10 protein-coding genes are annotated in these 13,165 nt (G+C 45.5%); 9 read left to right on the top strand and 1 reads right to left on the bottom strand.

What is annotated here, in order from left to right; genetic code table 11:
* The first annotated feature begins 104 nt into the window (after positions 1–104).
* From AC0YOD_RS21630 to AC0YOD_RS21605, 6 genes are all read left to right on the top strand, one after another.
* Positions 105–1,604, top strand: a complete 1,500-nt coding sequence (locus AC0YOD_RS21630) for a DUF4153 domain-containing protein (RefSeq protein WP_475801413.1) — start codon at positions 105–107, stop codon at positions 1,602–1,604.
* Positions 1,605–1,627: 23 nt separating this feature from the next.
* Complete coding sequence (locus AC0YOD_RS21625; RefSeq protein ID WP_475801412.1) at positions 1,628–2,479, top strand: metallophosphoesterase; 852 nt, start codon at positions 1,628–1,630, stop codon at positions 2,477–2,479.
* 275 nt (positions 2,480–2,754) lie between these two features.
* Entirely contained in the window at positions 2,755–3,906 is a 1,152-nt protein-coding gene (locus tag AC0YOD_RS21620; protein WP_475801411.1) for a type III polyketide synthase, read from the top strand.
* Entirely contained in the window at positions 3,899–4,645 is a 747-nt protein-coding gene (locus AC0YOD_RS21615; RefSeq protein WP_475801410.1) for a methyltransferase domain-containing protein, read from the top strand. Before AC0YOD_RS21620 ends, AC0YOD_RS21615 begins: the two co-directional genes overlap by 8 nt.
* 1 nt (position 4,646) lies before the next feature.
* The gene (locus AC0YOD_RS21610) at positions 4,647–5,795 is read left to right on the top strand and encodes an NAD(P)/FAD-dependent oxidoreductase (RefSeq protein WP_475801409.1); all 1,149 of its coding nucleotides are present in this window, start codon (positions 4,647–4,649) and stop codon (positions 5,793–5,795) included.
* Between the two features lie 34 nt (positions 5,796–5,829).
* Entirely contained in the window at positions 5,830–7,971 is a 2,142-nt protein-coding gene (locus AC0YOD_RS21605; protein WP_475801408.1) for an MMPL family transporter, read from the top strand.
* Positions 7,972–8,035: 64 nt separating this feature from the next.
* Here AC0YOD_RS21605 and AC0YOD_RS21600 read toward each other — a convergent pair whose 3' ends face one another.
* Positions 8,036–9,082, bottom strand: a complete 1,047-nt coding sequence (locus AC0YOD_RS21600) for a ParB/RepB/Spo0J family partition protein (protein ID WP_475801407.1) — start codon at positions 9,080–9,082, stop codon at positions 8,036–8,038.
* Between the two features lie 226 nt (positions 9,083–9,308).
* Between AC0YOD_RS21600 and AC0YOD_RS21595 the strand changes: the two genes are divergently transcribed.
* Genes AC0YOD_RS21595 through AC0YOD_RS21585 form a run of 3 tightly spaced genes read left to right on the top strand, consistent with a single transcriptional unit; the run spans position 9,309 to position 13,112 of the window.
* The gene (locus AC0YOD_RS21595) at positions 9,309–10,916 is read left to right on the top strand and encodes a spore germination protein (RefSeq protein WP_475801406.1); all 1,608 of its coding nucleotides are present in this window, start codon (positions 9,309–9,311) and stop codon (positions 10,914–10,916) included.
* The gene (locus tag AC0YOD_RS21590) at positions 10,903–12,003 is read left to right on the top strand and encodes a GerAB/ArcD/ProY family transporter (RefSeq protein WP_475801405.1); all 1,101 of its coding nucleotides are present in this window, start codon (positions 10,903–10,905) and stop codon (positions 12,001–12,003) included. The genes AC0YOD_RS21595 and AC0YOD_RS21590 overlap by 14 nt, the downstream gene beginning before the upstream one ends.
* Positions 12,000–13,112, top strand: a complete 1,113-nt coding sequence (locus AC0YOD_RS21585) for a Ger(x)C family spore germination protein (RefSeq protein ID WP_475801404.1) — start codon at positions 12,000–12,002, stop codon at positions 13,110–13,112. The genes AC0YOD_RS21590 and AC0YOD_RS21585 overlap by 4 nt, the downstream gene beginning before the upstream one ends.
* Positions 13,113–13,165 lie beyond the last annotated feature (53 nt).

Below are 13,165 nucleotides of genomic sequence, written 5' to 3'. Positions count from 1 at the left end.
CTATATAAAATATGAAATTTTCCAATTATAACTTACACTTTTTGTTCTTGTTTTCTAGGGTACAATAAAAGGAGGAAATTAACAAATACAGTTTGGAAAATGGAGTGAGTATAGTGAGAGATCCGGCACCTTGGCAAAAAAGGTATGAAAGAATGCTTATTCTAGCCCTTTTGTTCGGGGTTATGAGTCAGTATTTATTTATTGGAGCCGATGCGGGGGTATCTGCCTTATTGTTTGTTCTCGGATTTTATGGGCTGTTCTTCTATTCGATCAAAGGGAGAATGGGTGGATTTGAGAAATGGCAGGGACGCATGAGCTCAGGCTGGCTGCTGTTCATTCCCATTGCTTTGCTAACCTTAACTTATGTGTTGTTTGCCAACAGTCTCTTCCGCGTGCTGAATGTGTTTGCGATATTCGCGCTAATTGTGGCACAAACTGCGCTGTTGACGCGAAGCAGTGTAAAGCCGTGGTATAGAGGATTATTTTATACAGAGATGCTGTTCCTTAGCTTGATAAAGCCTTTTGCATTTATTGCAGTGCCGTTCAGCCTCTTTAATCATCGGCTCAAAGATAGCCAAAGAGGAGACGCCACAAAAAGCAATTTTCGTAAGGTGATGGTCGGTTTAGCCATTGCCGCGCCTATTCTTATTGTGGTCTTATCGCTCTTAGCTTCGGCAGATCAAATTTTCTCGTCATGGCTGAATGAAATTCCGCTATGGCTTGGGCACTTCTCTATTGGTGAAGGAATTTTTAGAGCGGTGATTGCCTTTTTATTTGCGATGTATGCGTTCTGTTACATATGGGGGCTGCTATTCCACAAATCAACGGATCAATCAAGTATGCCGCAAGAGGGTTCATTACCGCAAAAGGAACGGATACAATATGATCCTGTAACAGCAGGCACGCTGCTGATCAGTATTAATTTCGTGTATGTCTTATTTGTAATTGTCCAATTTTCTTATTTGTTTGGCGCGGCTAACGGCCTTCTTCCTGAAGGTGCGGCTTATGCGGAATACGCTCGCCGAGGCTTCGCGGAGCTTGTTCTCGTCTCCCTGATCAACATTGTCTTGCTGATGTGCGGACTTCATCTCATAAAGCGCACGAGCAAGTCGGCTGAAACCATTCGCAAAATATCACTAACCATACTAATTAGCTGTACGATAGTAATGCTGGTATCCGCTTATTGCCGCCTATCGTTATATGAAGAAGCTTATGGTTTTACGCAGACGAGGCTTTTGGTCCATGGTTTTATGTGGTTTCTTGGTGTGCTGCTCCTTATTGCAATGGTTCGGATATGGAAAGAGAACTTTTCCATGGGAAAAGCGTATATTTGCGTAACCATCCTTGCATTTGTAATCATGAACTATATCAATCTCGACGCTCGCATTGCTGATTACAATATGGATCGCTTTGAGCGTACGGGAGTCATTGACGTTGCTTATCTAGGAAACCTGTCTACGGATGCTGCACCGATACTGGTTAAGTTGCAAGCGCAGAATCCTAACCTGAATGGACTGAATGAGGTTATAGAGAGGCTGCATAAAGAGGCTCGAGCGGATAGCAAATGGCAATCATGGAATTGGTCAAAGCATAGAGCGAAGTAAGAAAAAGAAAGGAGTATGGTTCCGTGCGCAATACGAAGAAACGATTATTATATATCATTCCTCTCCTCATCCTTATTATTGCAGCGTTTCTCTACTATGAGAATAATGTACTCAGCATTACGAAGTTTCAAGTGAGCTCTGCAAAGCTTCCGCAGGGCTTCCATTCCTATAGAATCGTACAATTAACCGATCTTCACAGCAAGTTATTTGGCAGCGATCAGGAACGAATCGTACGCAAGGTGAAGAAGCTGGCGCCAGATATTATTGTCGTAACCGGAGATTTGGTAGACAGCACGAAGTATAACGAGGAGATCAGTCTTACCCTCATGCGTGAGATGAGGAAGCTTGCTCCTGTCTATTATGTAACGGGGAATCATGAATTCAATTCAGGTAAATACGAAGGACTTGAGAGAGGGCTGAATAAGCTTGGCGTTAATGTAATGCGTAACGAAAGTGAAATGATCCAGCTTGGCGATGGTGAGATTAGACTAGCAGGTGTTGATGATCCGACCTTTAACAATAAAGCTGACGGTGATGTCGATAAAATAAGCCAGTTTATTGAAACAGCTATGCAAGAGACGGCGGATAAGGATGCCTTTACGATTCTGCTTTCTCATCGTCCAGAGTTATTTGCGGTATATGAGAAAAAAGGAATGGACCTTACGTTCTCAGGCCATGCGCATGGGGGGCAGGTTAGGCTGCCTTTCGTCGGCGGACTCGTTGCGCCAGGCCAGGGCTTCTTGCCCAAATATGATGCGGGCAAATATGTAGAAGAGCAATCAACGATGATTGTCAGTCGAGGACTTGGAAACAGCATTATCCCGCAGAGATTATTTAACCGCCCAGAGATTGTACTTGTTGAGCTATTGCCTTAAGTCAAATAGAACAAAAAGAGACCCACAGCATTCGGTGCTGTGGGTCTTCAACATTTATATATACAAAAGGGGGTTGTTTTTATTATAGGAGATTTACATTAAAAGCAGATGAAAATTAGATTTCAAGTTTATTACAATTAATGCCCAGTTCCTGTAATAAAACGCTAATAGATATGATTTCCGTGCGATTTCGTCATATTGGTACGGATTGGGGAGTATATATGTTTAAAGGATTAAACTTGTCCCGTTTAACCAGAGAGGATGGATGTCGTTAGATGGAACCTATCGATTCATGCATTGCAATATTAGGAATAGGGACGGCGGTACCGTCCTACCTTGTAAATCAAGCTGATACGTCACGAAGATTGGTAGAGGCGCTAAGCGACAAGCCTGACTCGGCGCGCTGGGCAAGAAGGATTTTTAAGCAATGCGGGGTAGAGAATCGTTATACATGTGAACCGAACTTACTCGCAGAGGCGGCGGATTGTCGTTATTTACCGAGCACATCTAACCTTGACGCACCCTCGACTGCAGAGCGAATGGGTCTATATAAGAGAGAATCCGTTCCACTAGGATTAAAAGCAGCAAGAGATGCTCTCAGCGATGGGGGTATTGCGGCTTCCGATATTACACATCTGATTACGGTAAGCTGCACGGGACAGTTTCTACCAGGGATGGATGCCGTTCTGGTGAAGCAATTAGAACTTTCGCCCAGAGTAACTCGGATTCCGCTTCAATTTCTTGGCTGCGCCGCTGGTTTGAAAGCGATAGGGCTTTCTCGGCAAATTGTATCTGCGAACAAAGCAGCTAACGTATTAATCGTCTGTGTTGAGCTATGCACGCTGCATATTCAGCCCTCTGGAGATAGAGATTCCTTGTTCGCTGCCTCCTTCTTCGGTGATGGTGCCTCGGCCTGCGTTGTGGGTTCGGCTTCAACGGGGTTGCATAATGATATTTTTGAGCTGGGCAGAGATCATTCAGTGCTCTTGCCAGATTGTGCGGACGAGATGATATGGGAGGTTGGCAATCATGGCTTCGATCTCTATCTGTCCCCTGACATTCCAAAGCTGATTGGAGCATTCATCCCAGCAGAGGTAAAGGAGCTATGTGGAACGTTTAAACCGGACTTATGGGCTATTCATCCTGGAGGCAAAGGAATTGTAGAGGCGCTGCAAAATAAATTCGAGCTTTCAGATAAGCAAACAGCGCCAAGCCTCGGCATTCTCCGTGACTATGGGAATATGTCCTCGGCTACCATTCTTTTTGTTTTAAAAGCTATGCGGGACGAGCTTAAGGAGAATGGTAGCTGCCGTACCAGCGGCATAGCCTTGGCATTCGGACCTGGACTTACAGCAGAGATGATTCAGTTTCATTATGTTCCGGCTGTTTTGAAAAAAGAACAGCTTACTGATGAGGCTTATGTCTAGGGGATTAAGGCTTCGCGAGCGTGCAGTAGTTCCTGAGCTTATGGATGATTTCTCAAGCGGCGGAACGGAGCTTCGCGAGGCATTACGGAAGCTGCGGCTGCTCAATCGAATATTTGTTGCAGCCGCGCCTACTCTATATGGTGTTCGAAAGCTATGGGAGGAGTCGGGCAAGCCTTCCTGTCTATCGATTCTGGATGTAGGAGCAGGTTCAGGCGATGTGAACAAACGTCTGCTTAAATGGGCAGATCAGCAGGGCGTTGCGCTTTCAATTACATTAGTAGATCTGACTGAGGAGGCTTGTGAAGAAGCAAGATCGCTTTTTCAAGATGAGCCTCGTGTGCAAGTCATCCAAGATGATCTATTGAAGCTGGAGGAAAAGAGCGCAGACATCATAACAGGAACGCAGTTCCTGCACCATTTTACAGCAGATGAGCTGCCACTCTTTGTGCAGTGCATGCTGAGAGCGTCGCGGTTAGGCGTCGTTATCAATGATATTCATCGACATTGGATGTCTTGGACGGCGGTATGGGTGACCTCTCGCTTGATTTCAACCAACCGCTATATTCGGCATGATGCACCTCTATCGGTGGCTAAGGGATTTCGTGCGAAGGATTGGGAAGATTTGAGGAGCAGAATGGGTCACCTGAATCCTAGCATGCATACGTCATGGAGACCCTTGTTTCGATATTGCGTTGTAATCAGCAAGACAAGAGCTAAGCCTCACGATGGAGTTGATTAAGATGGCGCGAATGGTTGATGCGGCGGTGCTTGGAGGGGGACTGGCTGGCAGCAGCTTGGCCAAATCATTAGCGGAGAAGGGCTGGGAAACCGCCTTGCTCGATCGAAGCTCCTTTCCCCGGCATAAGGTATGCGGAGAGTTTCTTTCCCCCGAATCGGGGAGTACACTCCAATCCTTTGGATTACTGGAAACGGTTAAGGCGCTGCGTCCAGCCGTCATCGATCGAATGAGATTGATTTTCGCTAATGGGACTCATATTGAATTGCCGCTGCCCGGCTCTGCATTCGGCATTAGCCGCTTTTCGCTTGATTCAGCGCTTCATCAAGCTGCCCAGCAATCTGGTGCTCGGTTGCAGACCGGAACCATGGTCACGGCTGTTCATCCCATTATTGGCGGCTATTTCGTCGAAACGAAGCATGGCGGTGAAATCAGCACGCTGAAAGCGAGGACTGTTATTGCAGCATGGGGAGCGAATCAGCGTTCTGATTTGCCAGGTTATCGGCAAGAGGGGAAGAAGAAGCAAACGTACATGGGGGTTAAGTCGCATTTTCAGGGCATTAAAATGGATCCCGTTATTGAGCTGTATTTTTTCCCTGGCGGATATTTAGGGCTATGTCCGATTGAAGGCGGGCTTGTGAATGCTTCCGCACTGTTAAAGCGGGATTCTTTCATTCATATGGGCAAATCGAAACTAGCCATTCTAGATGCTGCGGCACAAAGGAATCCAAGGCTTTATGAGAAGCTAAAGGACGCTCTTCCCGTCGAAGGAACTCAGGTGGCTGTTGCACCTGTCCACTTGCATCGGAAATTGCATGCGTGGGATACCATTCCACTCGCTGGTGATGCACTATCGATGATTCCGCCGCTATGCGGTGATGGCATGTCGATGGCGCTGCGCTCTGCGGCTATATGCGCTCCACTCGCAGATCATTATTTACAAGGCAATCTCTCCTTGTCTAGCTGGCAGCAAGCGTATGCAAGCGAATTGCAAAAAGAATTTGAGGGGCCGCTACGATGGGGAAGCTTACTGCAGCGGTTATTCGAAATGCCGCTAGTGTCCGGTCTGCTGCCAAGCGCTGCGCGGATTGCTCCTCGTTTGGCGCAGGGTCTCGTGCGAGCCACTCGATTGAAGACTTATCAAGAGAAATGATGAATAGTTAATCGGGCATTAGGAGGAAAGCGATATGGGATTGTATAAGCTTGCGCTGATCTCTTTTCGATTTCCTAAGCCAATCATCGTTTTTTGGACAATTATTTTCCTATTCATGGGGACCTATGGATGGAGATTGGACTCCGTTCTGGGGGATCACGGCTTATATCCAGATGGGCAATATGTGAAGGTGCAGCAACTGCTTGCTTCCGATTATGATATGCCAGAAGATCCGATTATGCTGATCTTTGAGAAGGATGAGCTGACCAGCAAAGCTGAGTTTGATCAATTTATTAGACTAACTCTGAAGCAAACGCGTGGGATAGATGGGTTGATGAACATCCTATCACCGCTTGAAACGGAAGAGATGAGAGCGGGCAAATTCGCTTATGCGCTGCTGTCATTCTCCTATCCCACATATGAGATGGAGGAATCGCTGCAGAAGTTGAAGGAGCGATTGCCGCAGCATCCGCATATATCCATTGCAATGACAGGGAAGTCCGTGGTTCAAGCCGATGTGAACAGCGCCAGCCATTATGATCTTGCAAAAGCAGAGTTAATTGGACTTCCCTTTGCTTTTTTTGTTTTATGGTTAGTGTTCAGAAGGCTGATGATTGCGCTTCTTCCGATTCTGATTGGTGTCACGGGCGTAACGGTTGCGATGGGGATTATATACGCAATAGGTATGAGAATGGATATGTCCAATTTTGTATTAAACGTTATTCCAATGGTTGGACTAGCTCTCAGCATTGATTTTGCACTTATGATCGTCAGCCGCTTTCATGAAGAGCTGGGATCAAAGGAATCAATCAGCGCACTCACAGCAACGATGAAGTCAGCGGGGAGAGCGGTTATTTATTCGTCAGCCACCGTCTTTCTAGGATTATTGAGCATTGTCTGGATTCCGCTCCCCATGTTCTCATCCATTGCGATAGGTGCTATGACGGTGCTTCTTGTATCCGTGCTGCTCACCTTTACGCTGCTGCCAGCCCTTCTTTCTCGTTTTTTACCGGTGATCCAAAAGGGAACAGGAGGGGCAAAAGCGACTAATGAGCGGACATTTTGGCATGCCTTGTCTCGCTTTGTCATGAAGAGACCGATTGTGCTAGGCGGAATCGCAGCAATTTTGCTGCTGGGCTGTTTGCTTCCTTTAAAAGGTATAGAGCTTGCCGTTCCAGATGCTTCGTCCTTGCCGCAAAGCTACGCTTCTCGATTGGCAGCTGAGGCTTATGTGGAGCATTTTGAGATGCCATCAACTTCGCGGGTATGGGTATTGGCGGAAGCTAGTGGTTTATTTCAGGATAAGGGAGATTGGCTCAATGCTTTCGCACTTGTGCAGAGATTGGAGCAGGATAGAGGAGCAAAGGGGGTTCTCTCCGTATTCTCTAGTACGGGAATGACGCCTGAGGGGATATACCAGATGTCGCAAAATCCGCTTCAAAAAAAGAAATACCAACTTTTGATTCAGCCATTTATTCGAGATGGGCGCATGCTAATACAGGCAATAATTGAGGGTGATCCTACCTCCAAGGAGGCGAAGGATTGGGTTAGGCGCTGGGAGCAAGAAGAGGCATCGGCTTCATTTTCCTTTATGCTCGGAGGAGAAGCAAAATACCAGCAGGAGGTTTTCGATGAAATATTTGAAAATCTAGGTTTTGTATTTCTCTTCTTGGTTATTTCAAATTTCATGGTGCTGTTCATTGCTTTCCGCTCGGTAGTAATAGCCTTAAAAACGATTCTGATGAATTTGCTTAGCTTAGGCGCTTCATTTGGTATTTTAGCATGGCTGTTCCAGGGCGGACGCTTTGGCCTAGAGCCAAGCAGTATCGCCATTATGATTCCTGTGTTTATTTTTGGGCTGGTATTCGGAATTAGTATGGATTACGGAGTGTTTCTTCTGTCTCGGATTTATGAGGAATATCGTAAAACGCAAAATAATGAGTTAGCTGTAAGGAGGGGGCTTGCCTCTACTAGCAAAATCATTACGTCAGCTGCTGCCATTATGATTGCTGTTACAGCACCGTTTGCATTCGGAGAGGTTGTCGGTGTGAAGCAGCTTGGTATTGGCATTGCGGCAGCGATCTTCATTGATGCCACCATTGTCAGAATGATTCTTGTACCGTCGCTTATGAGCTTGCTCGGCAAATGGAACTGGTGGACGCCGCGCTGGTTTTAAATGCGTATAAAGGAAAAAGAGGGCTGTTCCCGGTAAGTGATACCGGGAACAGCCCTCTTTGTATTTAGTCCGTTATTGCGACAGGGATAGAAGGGGTACTCGTAAGCTCGCGTACCTTTTTCCAATCTGCCAAATGCTGCTCAAGATTGTTGATCAGAGCATCGATTTCGCTTTGGAAAGCCTCTTGCTCATTAGGCTGTATATCTTGAATCGTTTGCAGAGCAGCAGAGGATAACAGGCTATGACTAGCAAGCGCAGCTTGAAGCTTTTCTCTATGCTCTTCAATTATTGTTTGAGTCAGCTGCGGCAACGGCTGCGATTGCGCCGATGATGCAGGCTGGGCTTGCTTAACCGCTTTTGCAGCTGGTGCCTTCGGCTCCGCAGCAGGCTTGGCACGCTCTGCTTTGTTCTGCTCATGCGTCGACCAGGTTTCCAACAGTCCGCTTCCTGTTTTGAAGAGAAGCTTATCCTTGGTGCTATCCGAGATTGTTTTGTCCTTAAACAACTTGGCTATCTTCTTCACATCACTGACGGGAAGCTCGTCCCGAGCTGCGATAAGGGCAAGTGGGTCACGATGCTCAAGTGGCAAATCCTTCAGAGGCAGCAGCTGATCCTCTGTCAGTTTGTCCTTCTTAATTTCGGTACCGCCCACGATAAGCTTCTTCACGGCGTTGCCGAACTTAAGAAGCTCGCATTTGTTTTTGATGTAGCTCTCTGGCTTACTCAGCTTTCCAGATAAGTATTTGGTGGAGCTTCTGAATTTAGGATCATTTAGCAGTTTGTTGAATGCTTCTGCTTCCTCAATAGGAGAGAAGCCTTCACGTGTTAAATTTTCTGCGATTTGCTCCAAATAGATTTCCATCTCATCGGTAAGGGTTGAAACGATGCATGGAATGGTTTTACGGCCTAGCATTTTACTAGCTTTGTAGCGTCGGTTTCCGTAAATGATTTTATAACGACCCTCACTAGTCGTTCTTACTTTAATTGGCGAGAGCAAACCAATCTCATCAATGCTCTTCATAAGCTCCTGAAGGGCTTCTTCATCGAACTGGTACCTCGGCTGATCTGTATCCTCATCAATTAAATCCGTTATAATTTCAACGATTTCCATATGATTCATTCTCCTTACTTTTGTGGCTTAAAGCCGAAATCTTTTATTTGACCACATGCAATAACAGTATAAGAAGTGCGACATTGAAACCCTAGTTCGCTATGTGTAGGCATTATGTATAGATACTGGACGTCCCTCTATTATATAACATGATCGGAATGGAGGGAATGTTCGCTGCGCTGAACCAGCGGAATGCTATGATAACCAATCGCCCATATGCCAACTAATGGATAAGAGATTCATTCGTTGGAAACAATACCCTGCAAGGATAAAAGAAATGTGGGGTGCGGTAATGGGTTTCTTTAGTCAGATCTTTTCTAACAATCGCCGTGTAAGCAAGAGTGCAGCTAGAACGAAAGAAGTTTCATCGTCGAATAAGAACGTAGCTGCTACGATTCAAGATAATGTTTCATACGTGGACCAAGCTCTCTTTCATACCGAAGATCTCGTTAGCCGACCAATCACCTATTTAACAGAGCAAGGCTGCCTGCTTTATCTCAATTCCGTCTGTGATACAGAAAAAATACAAGAAGTTATCTTGAAACCGCTGCTCCGGGCGAAGGAAGTAAATCCTGAGCAGGATTTGACGGCCGCATTAGTAGAGAAACATACCAATATGGAAGACGTAATCGATCTTATGATTCGGGGATATGCGGTTCTTTTCCTTGAAGGCTGGCAACAATGTTATGTCATTCGAGTTACTTTCCTCAACAACAGGTCTGTGAACGAGCCAGCGAACGAGAAAGCGATTCAAGGGGCGCATGACGGTTTTATCGAAAGCATGCAAGTTAATCTTCAGCTTGTCCGCAAGCAGATCAACAGCCGAAATCTGGTTGTACGTAAGTATACGCTTGGAAAGATGACGAAAACGGATGCGTCGATTGTTTATTTGAATGATCTAGCAAGCCCAGAGCTGGTCGAGGAGATCGACCGTAAAATAAGAGCAATCGACGCGGATAATTTAATGAACGGGTATCTGATGCTGGAATACATGGAGAACCAATCCTTTTCTCCGTTTCCACAAATTTTACAGACAGAACGGCCAGATAGAGTGGCAGGTAACTTGCTGGAAGGACGAGTTGCGCTCTTAACAGAAGGAACTCCGGCAGCATTGATTATGCCGGTTACTTTCTTCGCATTTTACCAGTCACCTGATGATTATAACAGCCGTACCTTGGCAGGCTCATTCCTCAGACTATTGAGGTTGTTCAGTTTCTTCATAGCGATCATGCTGCCCGCTTACTATATTGCGGTTGTGTCCTTTCATTATGAAGTTATACCCATGGAGCTGTTCTATCAGATCAAAGGTAGTGTTGAGAAAATACCTTACCCGCCCATTCTAGAAGCTTTATTCATGGAGCTGACGATAGAGCTGCTTAGGGAAGCGGGGATGCGCCTGCCTGCCCCAATTGGTCAATCGATAGGTATCGTTGGCGGATTAGTCATTGGAGATGCGGTTGTTCGAGTTGGTCTTGTGTCTTACCCGATGATCATTGTCGTAGCCTTGACAGGGATCGCCTCCTTTGTCGTTCCCTCCCATGAAATGAGTTATTCTGTTCGGCTGCTGCGGTTTCCAATGATGATCGCAGCATCGCTGCTTGGTTTTATGGGTATTGTTTTCGGCTTCACGATCATTATTATTCATCTCTGCAAGCTGCAGTCCTTTGGTACGCCTTACTTCGCACCGATCACGCCTATGCGGATGAAGGATTGGAAGGACGCGCTTGTCCGTCTTCCCTTCTGGAAGTTAAACGAACGACCTTTAGACCCGCATCCACAGAAACTGGTTCAGGAAAGTGGCACGATGGAGGAGAAGAAAAATGATCGCGGCTAAAGACAAGATCACACCGGGGCAGCTGATGGTTCTGGTTATTCAATCGCAGATTGGCGTAAGCATCTTGTTCCTGCCATCTATGGTGGAATCCGTTGCTCGAAATGATGCTTGGATTTCGATCATTATGGCCGGATGTGTCTCGTTATTACTTCTCTTGATTATGTGGGGGCTGAGCCGAAGATTCCCTGCGCTGACCCTTTTTGAATATTTGCCGCTGCTGCTTGGTAAGTTCGTTGGTAAAATCGTGAACTTCGTTTTTGCAATGATGCTTATCCTTGAATGCAGTTTAATATTAGTTCTATTCGCTGACGTGGTGAGAGATTGGATTTTTCCAAGTACACCCAGCTGGGTCGTTTTGTTCCTTACGCTAGCGATAGCTCTTTATATGATCAGGGAAAATATTCAATTGATCGCACGGTTTTTCGTCCTCACCGTTGGACTAATTTTGGTCTTAGTCCTAATCGCAACGTATGCGTACCAAGACGCCGATCTCATGTACATCCTGCCGATCAACCAGGCTGGTTTTCCAAATATCTTCAAAGGAATGTTAATATCCCTGAATTCATTTTATGGGTTTGAAATTCTTTTATTTTGTTATCCATTTGTGCAAGGGAAAGGAAAGGGGATTCTAAAAGCAACTGTTTTCGCCAATATATTCTCGACCTTGGTGTATACGTTTATGGTGTTTACTTGTCTGATCGTCTTTAGTAATGAGGAGCTTAGAATTATTCCTCAGCCCATATTGTATATGGTTAAAACGTTGTCGTTCACGGTATTTGAGCGCGCCGATCTCTATTTCTTAACGATCTGGACCGTCGTGGTCATTACGACAGTTATGGCCTATTTGTTCATGTCAGCGAAGTCGGTAGCTTCCCTGTTCGGCAAGAAGCAGCACGCGGGGTCTGCCCCGTTCGTTGCCCTATTCATTTTATGTATTTCGCTTTATCCACATGACCAAAGCTTGATTAACAAGCTGAGAACTATCGTTGGTATCTTGACTACCATCTGTCTTGTGGCTCTTCCGTTGTTTTTACTCTGTATCTCTTATTTACGGAAAATCAAAGGAGAGGAACAGGCGGAAACATGAGAAGTAATCTGGTTTGGATCATGATTGGGGCAGCGGCTCTTCTTTTATGCGGATGCTGGGATCAACAATTAATGAAGAACGAGAGAAACGTGAGCATAGGTGGTTTAGATCCAGGTCCGGATGGATTAATTCGGGCAACCGTATCGATTCGTGATATCACAATTACAGAATCGGGAAGCAAGGATACGAGCGAAGTACATTCTGTACTGGCGAGAAGTACCCAGCATGCCAGAGAAAAAATTAATGAGGAGGTATCTGGATCCTATTCATCTGCAAAAATGCGCGTGCTTCTAATGGGAGAGGATTTTGTAAGAAACCAAGATATGATGCCTTACCTCGATGTGTATTACCGTGATCCAAAGAGTCCTTTGAACGCCAGAGTCGCGATAATGAGAGGAAATGCAGGGGATATGATTGGGCATAAGCAGATAGGCTCAAAGACGATCGGCTTATATGTTGATGACCTTCTGAATAGCATGGAGAAATCAACGACAGTTCCTCATGTTAATATTCAAACGCTGCATCCATTAGATCGAGGATTTGATTTTTCCTTGCCTTATTTGGTAGATCATAAAGGAATGCCAACTGTAAGCGGCATTGCTTTATTCAGAGGAATTCGGATGACAGGTACGCTGAATTTGGATGAATCGAAGCTTTATATGCTGTTATCAGGTAACAATAAGGGGAATATAAGACTTACATTGAAGACGAAGGACCCCAATAAACCGCAGAGCTATGAGTATGCGAGTATTGAAATAAGAAAAATAAAAAGAAAGCTTAAAGTAATGGTTTCAGACAATCAAGACATCAAAGTAAAGCTTCAACTGAAGCTGAGGGTCACCGTTGTGGAAGACCCCAGTGATCATTTGTACAATATGGACGTGATGCACGACTTGGAGAAGTATCTATCGGCACAGCTGACGGAAGAATCGAAAGTCGTTGTACAAAAAATGCAGCGAGCCGGTCATGACGGTTTCGGTATTGCCCGCAGACTTATGTCATTTCACCCCAAGGTTTGGAAGGAGATCGACTGGATGAAAGAGTATCCAGAAATTCCTTTTGATACGAGCGTATCCTTGCAAATCGTGAATACGGGGATTACGGAATAAATAAGCTATAGAAATAAGAATCCCTTCACTAAGTGAAGGGATTCTCTTATGCT

Source organism: Paenibacillus sp. J31P13 (genome assembly GCF_056269295.1).
The sequence above is the reverse complement of the archived record's forward strand: the minus strand, read 5'-3'. Positions and strand labels throughout refer to the sequence as shown.